Raw genomic sequence first — 16,088 nt, 5'->3', positions numbered from 1 at the left:
TTAGAATCCAACTTTTAGGGAGAGCGTGTATTGCTTCGGGATAGGCAATGCCACACCACCAGATGCAAAAAACTCCGGATCTTGTCCTTTTAATTTTTTATCTGAATAGATTAACCAGAAGTTATTGGCAACTGCACTAATTGATGCATTATTTGCCCCAATAGTTTTAAGGATTTTTGCAGGCAAGGCGTATGAAAGAGATATCTGTTTTAACCTGATAAACCCACCATCAGCAACCCTTACAGTAGAATAGTTATATGTATTATACGGATAAGTACCGTCGATTTTACCAGCTGCTTCGATATCGAGAATAGAAGGAATATTAGTTTTCAGCTCATCGCCCGGCAAAGTCCATCTATCTTTAAATTCGTTAGGCAAGGCATCCAAATCTGAATAAGATGTAGCAAACACTGGGTTTAATCTGATTTTATTACCCGCAGAGAAAGTAAATAATGAACCGAAAGTAAATCCTTTATAACTAACGCTGTTATAGAAACCACCAGTTAATTTAGGATCAGTTGGCCCTTCGTACTTTAAATATTTGGTTTCTAAACTTTGCATGTAAACATCAGAGCTTTTTTCACCTTTTTCGTTAATAAATTCCGGAATTCCAGTATCATGGTTTAGGCCTGTAAAATCTACCGAATATAAACCACGATATGGGTAACCTTGCTGAGGTCCGCCATCAGCGGTTACCAAACTGAATATATTTTGTGGACTTGAAAGTTTGGTTACCTTATTTTTGTTATAGCCAAAGTTTAAATTACTTCTCCAGTTCCATTCACTAGTTTTAATAATAGGCCCACTTAAAGTTACTTCAATACCTTTGGTATTCATATCAGCATAGTTGGCTGTAGTTAAATACTGACCGCCAATACCCGAAGTTCTTAATGGACTGATTAAATCAAATCCATTTCTGTTATAAAGATCAACAGTAATATTTAACTTATCTTTAAATAATCCTAAATCTACTCCTAAGTTGGTTTCATATTGTTTTTCCCAAGTAAGGTTCATGTTTTCGATATATTCGATATTCATTACCGATTCGGTTTCATTGGTATATGGCCTTAATGCACTTCCATTTCTTAAAACCAGTGCTGAATTAGTAGCACTACCTAAACTTGCCGTTAAACCATAAGTGGCCCTTATTGTTGCACGATTCAGTATTCGGGTAAGGCTCTCATTATCAAAGAATTTTTCCTTATCGATATTCCATGCACCAGAAACGTTCCAGGTTGGTAGCCACCTTGCTGTTGCCGAATTACCCAGCTGATTAGAACCATCATATCTGCCAGTAGCGTTAAATGAATATTTACCATCGTAAGAGTAGGCTGCCCTTGCCATAAATGCAGCAAAACGATCGTATCTATGGTTCATTGAATAATAATTCAGGTTATTCAATGTTGCTTGTTTAATAATGTTTGGATCGATAAATGGCACGCCGCCTTTATCATATTGATAGCCATAACCAATCGTGCTTCTGGTTTGACGATCGGCCATTCTCATTTCCTGCACAGCATAAATATTGATCAGGTGTTTTTCGTTGATAGTATTATCATATTCAACTGAGTTCCTAACCAGGTATGATTTAAGAAAATCATCAGTTGTGTTGTAGAAACCACCATAAGGGAGTACAACTACGGGTTGTAGTTCAGGATGGGCCGGATCGCGGAATAAGAAACGGTTATTATCCTGGATATAAGAATCATCCGGACCATAACCTGCACGATAAGCATTAGCCATATTAGAGTTTTCTCTTACTTTGTGTTCGTTACCACTTTTTACATAGCGCATCGACGCCAGGAAATCATACTTAAGGTGTTTTGTAAACTTATAATTTAATCCACCTTGAAGTTTAAAATCCAGCATACTCAAATCTAAAGAGTTATTATCCAGCTCATTAAGAATATTAAAATTAGCAAAATTTCTAGTAAAATTTTCTCTATTACCATTCTGGTCGAATGCGGTTAAAGTTCTACTGGTGTTTAAAGCATAACTGAATGGATTAATATCAAAATCTCTAGAATATTTACCTTCTACCGGATTACTTACCCTACCAACTGTTCCCGGAGCTTTCTGGTTACGGATTGACCCTGTGGTAATGAAATTAACAGATAGTTTATTCGATAGATTGAATACTGCGTTTACGTTTCCTGTATAGCGCTCCACATTATTCCCTACAGCCCAGCCGTTATCATTTAAGTAACTAGTAGATATATATAACTGTGATTTATCATTACCAGTTGAAACACTAATACCATGTTCCTGCATCAGCGAGTTTTTGAAAAGCACATCAAACCAATCAGTATTAGCTGTAGCATAACGGCTTAAAAATGTATTTCGCGCTTCAGGTGTGTTAGCTAAACCAAATGCACCTGAAGTTGCATCATAAGTATTAATCAGTTGATACATTTTGGTGTACACACCTCCATCGGCTGCTCTTGATGCACTGGAGTGATTTAACCATCCTTTACGTGCCAGTTCTGAATAAACCGACATCTGATCTGATGAATTCATGATATTATAATCATCATATGATGGTTTCAAATAGGTAGAAAAGTTACCAGTATAAGAAATTAATGTTTTACCAATCCGTCCTTTTTTTGTAGTAATTACAACCACACCATTCATCGCTCTTGCACCATATTGTGCTGTTGCCGCTGCATCTTTTAAAATATTGAAACTTTCAATATCATCTGCATTAATACCAGCAACTGATGAACCGATTAAGGTGCTTACATCACCAGAGGATAACTGCTCATTAGAAATATTAACAACATCCTCCAAAATTACACCATCCACTACCCATAGTGGTTTATTTTCACCAGTAATCGATGTTGCTCCACGTACACGGATCTTTGGTGCTGCTCCAAAGGTACCTGAAACATTCTGTACCGATACACCAGCTACCCTACCTTCAAGCATACGGCTTACATCGGTAATACCATCCTGTTTTACGTCTGAGCTTTTTAGTGCAGTGGCCGCTCCGGTAAACAATTTTTTATTTAGATTTTGGTAACCGGTTGAAACAACGTTTACATCTTTCAATTCATTAGCATCTTCTTCCAAACTCACATTGATTACACTTCTGCCAGCTACAGATACTTCAATGGTCTTGTAACCGATTGAAGCAAAAGTTAATGTTGCGTTATCTCTTACCGTGATCTGATATTCGCCTTTTGCATTTGTAGAGACTGCATTTGCTGCACCTTTTTCTCGCACACTTACTCCAGGCATAATAGAGCCATCTTTCTTATCGTGAACGGTACCTTTAATGGTAACTTCTTTTTTTGATTTACCTTGGGATGCTTCAACAATTTTCAGAATTACCTGATTGCCTACAAGCCTGTATGAAATGTTTTTTTGTTTAAGCTGATCAAGCGATTCGGTAATTGATGACAGGTTTGCAGGTACATCCAATACCATTGTTTTATTAATTTCTGCTGCATCGTAAACAAAACTTACTCTATAAGTTTGTTCTATTTTTTTCAGATAGTTATCTAGCCTTTCAGGTTTGCCATTGGCTTGCCGAGCATCAGCTCTTGCCAAAACAGCCCAAAAGATTGCACACAGGAGCAGAGCCATACGGCGCAAACTCATTTTCGCATTTCTTTTGTAGAAATTTTTCTCCATAGTTAATTTAAGTTTATTTAATTGATTAGTTTATAGGTGCTTTTAGGGTTATCGTATCCTTGTTAGTGGTTATTTTAAAACCATAAGTTTCTTTTAACACAGCCAAAACTTCGGCCAGGCTATTGCCCTTAAATGTTGCATTAAACTTTTTAACGAGTGGTTGATTCGTTTCTAAACGGATGTTTTTTTGGTAATAATTACTTAATTGTTTACATACATCTTCCAAAGGAGTATCAACAAAAATAAGTTCATTGGTAAACCAAGAATCGGCATTTTGTGAAATCCTGGTAGTTAATTCTTTATTGGAAATATTATATGATAAAGCCTGCCCAGCAATAAGGATAGATGAAGTTCCATTAGAATACGGTGAAAAAAGTACTCTTCCTGTTTTTACATCAAGGTCTATTTTTCCTTTTTGATAATTGATATTAAAAGAAGTTCCAAGTACTTTAACTTTCGATTCACCCATCAGCACACTAAAAGGATGCTTGGGATCCTTAGCGATCTTGAAAAAAGCTTTACCATGGATTAAGGAAATTTCTCTTGATGAAGCCGCAAATTTTTGGGGATATTTAACCACACTGTTTTCTGCCAGAGTAACTTTCGAGCCATCTACCAATAAGACTGAATCTTTTTGATTGTCGCCTGTTTTAATTATTAAATAAGTAGGTTCTGAACTGATGTTATATAACCAATAGCCTGCCCCTAAAAGAACTAGGCCTGCTGCAATATTACGGAACCAGGCAAAACCATTAGCAGATTTATGTGTGCGCTTTTTTAATTCACGTTTAAAGTTAGTCTCAGCCTGTTTTATATCAGTATCATTTATTGTAGCTGATTTGGCAGACAAAACCCACACACGCTCTATTTCAAGAAAATAGTTTTCATGCTCAGCAGATGCAGACCGGTAAGATTTTATGGCAGCACGAAGGGATTCATCCTGCGGATTGTTTAAATACCGGATAATTAAATCCAGGTATTCTGGTTGGTTAAGCATTAGTTAGTTGGTTTGGTAATATTAAGACAAACCAAAAGCTAAAAACCCCTAAAGAAAATTAAAAAAAATAATTTATTTTAAAGTTTTTCTTTAAATCAGACTAAAAACATGTTTACACTAAAAAACTAATACAAATATAGCGTCATTAAGTTTAGGTAGCTTCTGCCCTTCTTATTTAGCGTTTGATCATCCATAAATCTGCTTCTAAGAGTTTTCAATGCATTTCCAATATGATTTTCGACTGTTTTTTCGGATATATTAAGTTCAAGAGCGATTTCTTTATATTTAAAATTCTCAAAACGACTCAATTTGAAAACTTTTTTACACTGAGCAGGTAGTTTTTCAATTTCATCCCTCAAGATAATGATCATTTCGTTCTCATCGTCCAAATCTGCCAGATAATCATCAGAAAATTCTGCGGCCAGCTTTAAATGATGCTGTTCTAAACTCTTCTGCCGATTGGCAAAATTGATGGAAGCATTAATTACCGAACGGTACAAATATGATTTAACCGATTTTACATCAGTAAGGCTTTCAGGAAATTCCCATATCTTCAAAAAAATATCCTGAACAATTTCTTCAGCAGCGTGGATATCACTAAGATACTTATCACTTGCCAAAATAAGTTTCTCAAAGTAAGAAGTATAAAAACGTGTGAAGGTAGCGCTTTGTCCCTCTTCTATCAATGAGATCAGATCCCTCCCCGTTTCTATTTTTGCAGCATCCATTAATACATAATTGCATTCAATACTTAATATTGAATCAATTATACACAATAATGTGCAATTATTAGTACACGAAGTAAACTTTTAAACTAACAGATTAGGTTAATACTGATAATAAGGCGAAATCATCAGGTAAACCACTACCCCGGTTACGGCTACATAGAGCCAAAGTGGAAAAGTAATTCTCGCAATTTTTCTATGGCGATCGAAACGCTGGGCCAATGCCCTGACATAGGTAACCAATACCAAAGGGATAATGGCAATAGAAAGCAGGATATGTGTTAAAAGGATAAAAAAGTAAACATATTTTATGGTACCATCACCCCCAAATTTGGTAGATGGGGTGGTCATATGATAAGCAATGTACATTACTAAAAATAATAAAGAGCAACCAATGGCTGTTTTCATTAAATTTTGGTGCAGGGTTATTTTACCGTTTTTTATTGCCCATACTGCAACTACCAATAATACCGCAGTTATACCGTTAATGGTAGCGTATATGGGTGGCAGAAAAGGAAGTGTTGGTGCATCGATACCCAGGTCTTTTAGCTTTACCACAAACAAAAACGCTACTGCTACAGGAATAAAAATGGAAAGGATGATGATCCACTTGCTATACTTTTTCTCAATCGGGCTATTTTCCATGAGTATTTTAAATCTCTTTTATATTTATTTAATGTATTCGATTACGGACTGAGGACTAAAGACTATCTACCGTCTTTAACGTTTCTTAAATACTCCGCAATAAGTACTTTTATTTCGTCTTCCAACCTGGCATTTGCTTCGGCATTATCTGCATCATACATGCCACGGATGCGGTGCAGATTGTCGATCAGGATAATTTTATTACTGAAAATGAAGGTTGGTTTCGCTTTTGTGTCATCTTCAATTACATCAAGCAATAAGCCTTGCTTAATCAGCGGATAGGTTTTAGTGGTATCCCCGGCTAAGAAATCCCATTTGCCTTCTTTTGCTTTAAAACCAGCCGCAAAATCTTTTATTTTACTTTGATCAGCAGGATCTACAGATAAGCTTAAAAACTTTACCAGAGGCTTCTGTTCATAACCATCAGATAGTTGCTTAATGTATTTGCAGGTCTGCTGGTTATTAGCGCCTGTGTAAAACAGATTAAGCACAACAATCTTATTCTCCAGTGTTTTCCATGTTACGGTATCGCTATGCTGGTTGATCAGTTTAAAATCAGGAACCTGATGATAAATGGTGTCAGGGATTTTTTTCCCTTTTACGCTATGGAATGTAGATGCGACGATCTTTTTGCCGAAAACAGGTAAACTCTTATACCGGTTTTTGGCAAAGTGTGGCAATAAGTAAAAAAACAAAAATCCCGGTATAGCTAAAATGCTTACCAGGATTATTACCTTTTTTATAGGGCTTCTTTTCATTAATGGTGCATCATGTGGATGTTTAAAAACCCACCTTCTGTTAACATTAAAACAATAAAGTAAATAATGAAAATGAATGATACGGTTAACGCAAGCTGTAAGCCCAGTTTCTCATACTTTAAGTGCATAAAGTATGCTACAATATAAAATGCTTTTAATAAGGTTAATACAATGTAAACGTAATTACCAAAATGTTGGGTCATAATTCCTTTCGGGATCAATACCAATGCGATAATAAATTCAATTACAGTAATTAATAAAAGGATACCAAAAACTTTCCAGATTTTACCTTTCGATAAACCTGCATGCTCTTCGTGCCCGTGTTCTTCTGTTGTATGTGAGTGCTCTGACATAGTAATATTTTTATAGTATGATAAATTAAACCAAATAGAAGAATGTAAATACAAACACCCATACTAAATCTACGAAGTGCCAGTATAAACCAACTTTTTCAACCATTAAATAGTGACCGCGTTTTTCGAAAGTACCATTAATGGTCATAATTAAAATGATGATATTAATGATTACCCCACTGAATACGTGGAAACCGTGGAAACCCGTAATGGTAAAGAATAAGTTTGCAAATTGTTGTGAAGCGATTAAAGATACATCTTCAGGTTTATTGAAGAAGTGTTTTAATTCTTCAGCAGAAGGGATATGTCCCCACCAGAAACCGTCATGGTGTAAGTGAGTCCACTCAATTGCCTGACAGCCGAGGAACATGAAACCACCAATGATGGTTGCAATCATCCAGCCGATCACTTCTTTTTTAGCACGTCTGTGTCCTGCTTCTACGGCCAATACCATAGTTACCGAACTCATGATCAATATAAAGGTCATGATACCCACAAATACTAATGGTGCACCATGTTCCATCACACCCGGGATAGATTGGAAAACCTTATCCGGAGCTGGCCACGTTAATTTAGAAAAACGCTGAGCGCCGTAGTAGATCAATAATGATGAAAAGGTAAAAGCATCTGACAAAAGGAAAAACCACATCATGATTTTACCATATTCTACCGACCACGGAGAACGACCACCATTCCATGGTCCGGTTTTAACTTGATCTAATTGTGATACTGCATTCATTTGGAAATAGTATAATAGTTTGTTAACAAATTTAACGGTTCAAAAGTAAAAAAACATACAGATATATCCATAATATATCTATAAAATGCCAAAAAATAGAAGCAATTTCCATTCTGTACTGGCTTTTAGCGGTAGGGATACTTTTATAACTCCCTGCTAATGCATTAATAATAAGGCCAACACCTGCAATAATGTGCAATAAGTGCATGCCTGATACCACATAAATAAAAGAAATGGCGGCATTGTTACCCACTAAGGTAGCACCTGTTCTAACCATACTTCCCCAGGCATTAAACTGCATTACGCCAAAAGCAACGGCCAATATTACGGTAACCCACAGCAGGTTGCGCTGTAAGCTGAAATTGAGTTTTCGTAATGCCCTGGAGGCTAAAAATAAGGTAATACTGCTTGCTATAATCACTAAACTGGAGTAAATAAACGCATCAGGCAATACTAAACCATGCCCTTTACCTTTAGATGCTGCAAATACCAGATAATAACTGGTAAAGCCCCCAAACATAATGGTAGATGATACTACAAATAGCCAAACAATAAACTTTCTGGGTTTTGGATCAAATGTATCCTGGATTTTTTCCATTGTGATAACCATAAGTTATTTTGCTATAAAATTTAATAATAAACCCAACTGTACGGCCGGGATGTAAAAAAACGAACAGAACATCACTTTCTTCGCGTCGATTAGTTCTCTATTCATTAAAAGTTTAAATGCCAGCCAGCTAAATATCAATCCGGCAATTAATGATAAACCAGCAATGTAATAACCGCCAAAACCATAAATGGTTGGCAATAAACTCACCGGAATTAATATCAAAGTACTTAAAAAAGTAAGCAAAGCTGTCGTCTTATCTCTTTTCTTAGTAGGCAATAACCTAAAGCCAGCTTTTTTGTAATCGTCATCCAGCACCCAGGCAATGGCCCAAAAGTGAGGAAACTGCCATACAAACTGAATTAAAAATAAGATACCTGCGATGTAATAATCAATTTCATGAAACATTTCTGCCTTTAAGCTACCAAAAGCAGCTAAGTAGCCGATAAGTGGTGGTAATGCGCCTGGTATTGCTCCCACAAAAACAGCAATCGGTGATTTTCTTTTCAAAGGCGTATAGGCAAAAGCATATAACAAAATTGAAAATACCGATAGCAAACCGGTCTCAAGGTTTAATTTACCCAATAACCAGGTACCCAAAAATGCCATAAACACACCAAGAATTAATCCTTGTCCGGTAGTCATTCTACCAGCAGGCATTGGTCGGTCCTTTGTACGCGACATTAATTTATCCAGATCTTTTTCTATGATCTCGTTAAAACAGTTTGCTGCTGCCGTAACTAAAAATCCACCAGCAATCAGAATCAACCAGTTACCCCAATCAATATTAGGGATATGGCCTCTCCCAACCTGCATTTTCTGCCCGATCAGAAAAGAAATCGACGCCGAAAACACTACCGTAAACGATAGCCTGAATTTGATAAGTTTAGAAAAATCTGAAAGATATTGTTTCAATTTCCTTAAATATTATTGTTTATAGGTACTTGTCCGGTAAACCAGCAGGTACAAATAAAACTGTAAACTAAATAACAGCGTTGAGAACAGAATATGCAATGCCTGCGCTGCAGGTGGAAAAGCAATATAAGCTAGTGCAAAACCACTTAATAACTGAATCAGTAGCGTAATTAATATAAACCGTGCGGTTAATAATGGTGCCGCTTTACCGCTAAAACGGTCGATAACCATTTTATAAACAATTGCATTGGTTACTACTACCAGAATGGCCAGATCGCGGTGATAAGAAAATACTGATCCAACCTTCGAAATCCACGTCGCCTTACTGCCATAAGCAAGTGCTTTTGCAATTATATCTACCGCCTCCCTAACATCCGTTCCTAAAACAATCTGGATAATGCTGATCACCAGCGTAAAGAACAAAAATCCTTTCAGCCAGAGTATCCGGTACATAATTACAGAAGGTGCTTTATTAAGCTGTTTCGCGTAGTTATAGGTGTAAATGGATATCGCTAAAATAACAAGTGCTAAAAGCATGTGTACCGTTACCACCCATTGTGCCAGGTTGGTTGATACTACGATGGATCCTAACCAGCCCTGATATCCTACTACAAACAGGTTAAGAATACTTAGTACGATTATCCGCTTTGCCGCTTTACGGTAGGTAAAAGAGTAAACAACAGTTAAAAACAAAAATATCCCTGCTGCTACTCCAGCCAATCTATTTAAATACTCCGTCCAGGTTTTGGTTGGATTAAACTCTTCGGGTATGGTAATGCTCTTATCGTGCCTGATACTATCAGCAAGGGCTACTTTACCCATGCTCTCCAGGTATTTGGCAAATTTTTCATTCTTTTTCAACCTGCCTGCCACATATTTCTCTTTATAATTGGCAGGAAGCTGAGATACATCGGTTGGTGGGATATAACGATCGAAACATTTAGGCCAATCCGGACAGCCCATGCCTGATCCGGTACTGCGTACAATACCGCCGGCAAGTATAACCAATAGCGTAACTATAATGGTTATAAGATTAATTCTAATGAAACGTTGTTCTGATCTACTGACCATATATCTATTAAGATGAAAAGGGTATCCGGATAAGCAGAAACTTAATCAGATACCCCTTTTAAAATTTTTATTTTAAGCTTAAACTAGCCTTTATTTTCTGCAACTGGATTAGCTAATTCCCAGTCTTGCTGAATTTTCTCTGCTTCTGCATTTCCTTCAAAATCGTGAGGTAAGTTAGAACTCATGGTTTGAGAGAAAGGAACAGTTTGAGGAATAAAGTCTGCATCATGACCAGGTTTGCTGTAATCGTATGGCCATCTGTAAACTGTTGGGATTTCTCCTGGCCAGTTACCATGCAGGTGCTCAACAGGTGCAGTCCATTCTAATGTATTAGATTCCCATGGGTTTTGAGGAGCTACTTTTCCTTTAAAGATTGAATAGAAGAAGTTAAACAAGAACGCTACCTGAGCAAGTGCGGCCATAATAGCTGCCCATGTTACAAATACGTTAACGGTTAACCATTTTTTCATAAACTCAAACTCGGTAAATGCATAGTAACGGCGTGGTACACCATCTAAACCTAAGAAGTGAAGCGGGAAGAATACCAGGTAAGCCGCGATGAAAGTTAACCAGAAGTGTAAATATCCTAATTTAGCGTTCATCATTTTACCGAACATTTTTGGGAACCAGTGATAAACACCTGCAAGCATACCGAAGATTGCTGCAGATCCCATTACAAGGTGGAAGTGGGCAACAACAAAGTAAGTATCGTGTAGGTTAATATCCAATGATGCGTTTCCTAAGAAGATACCGGTTAAACCACCAGAGATAAAGAATGAAACCAAACCAATAGCGAATAACATTGCCGGAGTGAAACGGATGTTACCACGCCATAATGTAGCTAGATAGTTAAAGGTTTTTACTGCTGAAGGTACTGCAATGATTAACGTTGTAATCATAAACACACCACCTAACAATGGGTTCATACCCGTAACAAACATGTGGTGACCCCAAACGATGAATGATAATACGGTAATACCAATTAATGAGTAAACCATTGCATGGTAACCGAAAATCGGTTTACGCGAGTTTACAGAGATAACCTCAGATGAGATACCCAATGCTGGCATAATTACAATATATACCTCAGGGTGACCTAAGAACCAGAATAAGTGTTGCCATAAAATTGGAGAACCACCTTCGTTTGGTAAAATATCAGTACCCATTACGATATCTGATAAGTAGAAACTTGTTCCGAAGCTACGGTCGAATACCATTAATACCACACCCGCTACAAGAACAGGGAATGATAAAATACCTAAAATAGCAGTTAAGAAGAAAGCCCAGATGGTTAATGGCATTTTCCAAAGGTCCATACCTTTAGTACGCATGTTTAAGATTGTACTTACATAGTTGATACCACCCATTAAAGATGAAGCTACGAAAAGTACCATACTCACTAACCATAAGGTCATACCCATTCCCGAACCCGGCATGGCCTTGGCAACAACAGATAGCGGAGGATAAACCGTCCAACCACCAGATGCAGGCCCTGTTTGGATAAAGAATGATGACATCATGATCACACAAGCCATAAAGAAGAACCAGTATGAAAGCATGTTCAGGAATGGCGAAGCCATATCCCTTGCACCAATTTGAAGTGGGATTAGTAAGTTACTAAAGGTACCACTTAAACCAGCGGTTAGTACAAAGAATACCATAATGGTACCGTGAATGGTTACCAAAGCCAGGTAAAAATCGGGTTTGATACGGCCACCTTCTGCCCATTTACCTAAAAATGTTTCTAAGAACGGGAAGTTTTTATCTGGCCATGCCAATTGAATACGGAATAAAATTGATAAGCCCATTGCAATTACCGCCATAATAATACCGGTAATCAAAAATTGCTTAGCAATCATTTTATGATCCATACTAAAGATATACTTTGAAATCAAAGTCTCTTTATGATGCCCATGATCAGCGTGATCGTGATTGTGTTCGTCGTGTAATGCTATTGTTGACATAATTCGTTCGCTCCTGCTTAATATTATTTATTTAAAGCCATTTGGTTAGTTTTAACAGCTGCTGAATCTGTAGCTGTTGAATCTGCTGCTGCTTTTGCAGGCGCAGGTGCCACTGGCAAATTAAATTGTTTTCTTAAATCGTCGTTTAAGTATGTTTTCTGCTCAGCAAGCCAGGTTTTGTACTCGGCTTCAGAAACTACACGTACTACTTTCTGCATGTTGTAGTGACCAGATCCACAGATTTTAGCACAGAAGAAAAGGTACTTAAAGTTAGGATCGTTAGTTTCCTGCTGCATTTCGGCAGTAGTTTTTGTAGGCGTAAACTCAAAGAAAACCCTCATACCCGGTACAGTATTTAACTGTACCCTGAAATGTGGCATGTAAAAACTGTGAATTACATCTTTACTGGTTAAAATTAATTTTACTGGCTTTCCAACAGGGATTACCATTTCATCAGCCATCTCATCATCACGAGAGTTTAAATCTTTAAAATCGATACCCAACGGGTTGGTAGCTGTAGTTAATTTGTAGTTTTTGTTACCAACTACACCATCAGCTCCCGGGTAACGGATAGACCATTTAAACTGCTCTGAAGTAACTTCGATCTGCAATGGCTTGTTTTTAGGATCTTCAACTTTGAAGAAAATTGATCTCCAGGTTAAGAAACCCATTAATACCAATACGGTTAATACTAAAGCAGGAACGATTGTCCAGATTTTTTCGATTGTATTGTTATGTGGATAGTAATAAGCTTTTCTTTTAGCTGAGTATTTATAGATATAAGAAAATCCGAATAACAGGATGTGTGTAGCCACAAATACGATTGTGGTAATGATTAACGTTAAGTTAAACATTTCATCAATTTTCTTTCCGTGTTCTGATGCTGCAGCTGGAAGCAACATGGCGCCATGCACCGTATATTCCCAATATACACCATATAAACCGATCACTAAAAACAGGGCAAATAAACTTGCATGGATCCTGTTCCAGTTAATACCCACAGCTTTACCCTGTGCTTCGCGGCTTAATTCGTATACCCTTATTGCTTTACCAATAATTGCAATGAATAAGCATACGGCGAGGAAAACCAGAATATAAAATATTACAGATTTATAAACCTCGCCCATATCAACTTTCGGTGCCGCGGCAGCACCTGCTGCTGCATCTTGCGCAAATACGCTAGTGTTGGCAAAAGCAGTAATCAATACTGCTAAAGCTGCGGTCGTTTTATTCGTTATAAACTTTCTTAAACTCATTTTCTTAAAAGTAGTACGCTGTACTGCTAATTATAATAATAATTAAATATTTGCTCTATCCTATCACCACTATAGCTGATGATGCAAACTTTCCTGTAATAATGGGTGATTCTTTGCAATTAAAGGTTTTTTGCTTAATGCTGTTAAAACCGTAAAGGTAAACAATCCTACGAAACCTATTGCAGTACCAATTTCAACAATACCAAAACCATTATGTCCATCTTCTACCGCTCCTGGCATAATCATCTGGTAATAATCTACCCAGTGACCTAACAATACCACGATGGCAACGAATAATAATTTAGCGTCTGTTCTTTTGTTATCTCTGTCCATTAACAATAATACCGGCGCTAAGAAATTCATGGCAAGGTTTAAGAAAAACCAGAATTTGTAATATTCAAAGCGTTTGTAGAAATATACTGTTTCCTCAGGCATGTTTGCATAATAGATTAATAAGAACTGTGCAAACCATACATAAGTCCAGAAGATAGAGAAACCAAAGATAAACTGGCCTAAGTTATGCAAGTGGCTGTTGTTAACCCATTGCATGTAACCTGCTCTTCTTAATAAGATAATGATGATGGCAATAGTAGCTAAACTGCTTACCCACATTGCTGCGAAGTTATACCAACCGAACATGGTTGAGAACCAGTGTGCTTCTAATGACATGATGGTATCGAAAGCAAATACAGGTGTTGTAAAACCGTAAATTACCAGGAAGATACAAGCATTTTTAAAGCTTTTTCTGTAAGAATTTAAACCACCCGCTAAATCTTCGTTGTAAGAAAATTTAACAAACAAGGTAGAAAAGATACTATAAACACCTAAAAACACCACCTGACGACCTAAAAAGAAAGGTACGTTCAGGAACACTGATTTACCGGCAATTAATGAATCGTAATTCGGGCTGTTCGGATCAGTTAATCCCTCAGCATGCCAGTGGTGATATAAATTGTGTGAGTACAAACCAGCTGAAATAACTACAATAAGTATTACAGCTGCTATAGGCAATGTTTTTGCCATAGCTTGTGGTACACGTAAAATTGATGCAGACCAACCCGCTTGAGCTACATATTGAACAGCAAGGAAAAATGTACCTGACATACATACGCATGCAAAGTAATATGCCATAAGCAACAGGTTAGCAAAAGTACGCTCGTGCATCACTTTATCACCAGCTAAGAAACCAAAAGCGATAGCAGCAGCACCTAAAACGATACCAACTATGCTTAATGTTTTTACTTTACCTGTAAACTCAAACTGTTCACTAAAATTAATATTGTGAGTTCCCATTTATATTCTGCTTTACTTATTGTTGTTTTTGTAATTCCTGAACATACATCACCACTTTCCAACGATCTGTTGGTGTGATTTGTGAAGCATGCGAACCCATGTTATTTACACCGTATGTAATGGTGTGGTAGATTTTACCGGCGGTAAGTGCTTTCATTTCTCCACCTCTTGATGAACTTCCTGAGAAGTATGAAGGTACACCACTAAATTTCTCAATTTTAACCAGGTGTCCTTGTCCATCGCCTTTTTCTCCGTGGCAAGGGCTACAGAAAACTTTGAACAGGTGTTGTCCCTGTGCTAAATTGATAGTATCAACAGGTAAAGGGTTAACCATGCTCACACCTGCTGCTTCGTATCCTTCTTTTGTATTAGGAAACTCGTCATACTCTGTAAAACCTACTGGTTTGGTATGTGCAGGTGGCAACTGTGCAGTTTTACCATCTTTAAAATTCTTGTTTGGCTGATCCGGATTGTAAGCAATCGGATCATACATGTTTCTGGCATATTCCAAGCCAGTACTGCGCTTATCTTTACAAGCAGAAAAGGTAGCTGCAAAAGCGATAGCTAAAAACGCCGTGTAAACAAATTTATTCTTATTCATAGCTAATGTACTTCCTTTCATTATACTTTACTTCTAAAGCACCTGCATCTTTTAATAATCCATCAATTACAGTGTGCGCTGCATTGTCTTTTGCATCAACTGCAATCACAAAGCGGTCATCAGTAGCCCTTAAATCCATCACACGTGGTGCTCTTCCCGGAAATAAGTGTGTTGATGCATAATAAGTTAACACCATACCAAAAGCACAGAACAATACTGTAAGCTCGAACATTATCGGAATAAAATCCGGCAATGCGAATGATGGTTTACCACCTATGTTTACTCTCCAATCGATTACTGCGCAGAAATAAATCAAAGCGAATGCACAGCAAGTACCGGTAATACCAAAGCAAAAAGCTGCGATATCGATTCTAGATCTTTTAATTCCTAATTTGGCTTCTATTCCGTGTATAGGCATTGGAGTATATACATCATAAATGCTGATGTTATTTTCCTGAAGTTTTTCGATGCCGTGCATCATTTCATCAGGATCGCCAAAGCTGCCTAAAATATATTTGATATCACTCATTG

General features: G+C 37.3%; 15 protein-coding genes. All 15 read right to left on the bottom strand.

Going from position 1 to position 16,088, the window contains the following annotated elements; genetic code table 11:
- On the bottom strand, nt 1-3,633 hold the full coding sequence (locus ABD769_RS17000) for a SusC/RagA family TonB-linked outer membrane protein (RefSeq protein WP_344852588.1): 3,633 nt from the start codon (nt 3,631-3,633) through the stop codon (nt 1-3).
- Nucleotides 3,634-3,658: 25 nt separating this feature from the next.
- Nucleotides 3,659-4,630 (bottom strand): FecR family protein, encoded by a 972-nt coding sequence (locus ABD769_RS16995; protein ID WP_344852587.1) that lies wholly within the window; start codon nt 4,628-4,630, stop codon nt 3,659-3,661.
- Nucleotides 4,631-4,755: 125 nt separating this feature from the next.
- Complete coding sequence (locus ABD769_RS16990; protein ID WP_344852586.1) at nt 4,756-5,358, bottom strand: RNA polymerase sigma-70 factor; 603 nt, start codon at nt 5,356-5,358, stop codon at nt 4,756-4,758.
- Nucleotides 5,359-5,457: 99 nt separating this feature from the next.
- Nucleotides 5,458-6,000 carry a DUF420 domain-containing protein gene (locus ABD769_RS16985; RefSeq protein WP_344852585.1) on the bottom strand — a complete coding sequence of 181 codons (543 nt, stop codon included), beginning with the start codon at nt 5,998-6,000 and terminating at the stop codon, nt 5,458-5,460.
- Nucleotides 6,001-6,062: 62 nt separating this feature from the next.
- Nucleotides 6,063-6,758 carry an SCO family protein gene (locus ABD769_RS16980; protein ID WP_344852584.1) on the bottom strand — a complete coding sequence of 232 codons (696 nt, stop codon included), beginning with the start codon at nt 6,756-6,758 and terminating at the stop codon, nt 6,063-6,065.
- Nucleotides 6,758-7,111 carry a cytochrome C oxidase subunit IV family protein gene (locus ABD769_RS16975; RefSeq protein ID WP_344852583.1) on the bottom strand — a complete coding sequence of 118 codons (354 nt, stop codon included), beginning with the start codon at nt 7,109-7,111 and terminating at the stop codon, nt 6,758-6,760. Before ABD769_RS16975 ends, ABD769_RS16980 begins: the two co-directional genes overlap by 1 nt.
- 25 nt (nt 7,112-7,136) lie before the next feature.
- A complete protein-coding gene (locus ABD769_RS16970) occupies nt 7,137-7,850 on the bottom strand; it encodes a cytochrome c oxidase subunit 3 (protein ID WP_344852582.1) in 714 nt (237 codons plus the stop codon).
- Nucleotides 7,851-7,881: 31 nt separating this feature from the next.
- Nucleotides 7,882-8,448: a cytochrome c oxidase subunit 3 gene (locus ABD769_RS16965; protein WP_344852581.1), complete on the bottom strand. Its 567-nt coding sequence runs from the start codon at nt 8,446-8,448 to the stop codon at nt 7,882-7,884.
- Between the two features lie 15 nt (nt 8,449-8,463).
- The gene (gene cyoE / locus ABD769_RS16960) at nt 8,464-9,372 is read right to left on the bottom strand and encodes a heme o synthase (protein ID WP_344852580.1); all 909 of its coding nucleotides are present in this window, start codon (nt 9,370-9,372) and stop codon (nt 8,464-8,466) included.
- Between the two features lie 12 nt (nt 9,373-9,384).
- Nucleotides 9,385-10,443, bottom strand: coding sequence for a COX15/CtaA family protein (locus tag ABD769_RS16955; protein ID WP_344852579.1), 1,059 nt, complete (start codon nt 10,441-10,443; stop codon nt 9,385-9,387).
- An 83-nt stretch (nt 10,444-10,526) separates the two neighbouring features.
- Nucleotides 10,527-12,314, bottom strand: coding sequence for a cytochrome c oxidase subunit I (locus ABD769_RS16950; RefSeq protein WP_425568870.1), 1,788 nt, complete (start codon nt 12,312-12,314; stop codon nt 10,527-10,529).
- A gap of 116 nt (nt 12,315-12,430) precedes the next feature.
- The gene (locus ABD769_RS16945) at nt 12,431-13,663 is read right to left on the bottom strand and encodes a cytochrome c oxidase subunit II (RefSeq protein ID WP_344852577.1); all 1,233 of its coding nucleotides are present in this window, start codon (nt 13,661-13,663) and stop codon (nt 12,431-12,433) included.
- A 69-nt stretch (nt 13,664-13,732) separates the two neighbouring features.
- Nucleotides 13,733-14,956 carry a quinol:cytochrome C oxidoreductase gene (locus ABD769_RS16940; RefSeq protein WP_344852576.1) on the bottom strand — a complete coding sequence of 408 codons (1,224 nt, stop codon included), beginning with the start codon at nt 14,954-14,956 and terminating at the stop codon, nt 13,733-13,735.
- Nucleotides 14,957-14,972: 16 nt separating this feature from the next.
- Entirely contained in the window at nt 14,973-15,578 is a 606-nt protein-coding gene (locus tag ABD769_RS16935; protein WP_344852575.1) for a c-type cytochrome, read from the bottom strand.
- Nucleotides 15,550-16,086 (bottom strand): DUF3341 domain-containing protein, encoded by a 537-nt coding sequence (locus tag ABD769_RS16930; RefSeq protein ID WP_039471449.1) that lies wholly within the window; start codon nt 16,084-16,086, stop codon nt 15,550-15,552. The genes ABD769_RS16935 and ABD769_RS16930 overlap by 29 nt, the downstream gene beginning before the upstream one ends.
- Nucleotides 16,087-16,088: the final 2 nt, after the last annotated feature.

Origin of the sequence: Pedobacter jeongneungensis (assembly GCF_039538295.1) — a bacterium.
GTDB lineage: Bacteria > Bacteroidota > Bacteroidia > Sphingobacteriales > Sphingobacteriaceae > Pedobacter > Pedobacter jeongneungensis.
Note: the sequence above shows the minus strand (reverse complement) of the source record. Positions and strands in the feature narration are given on the sequence as shown.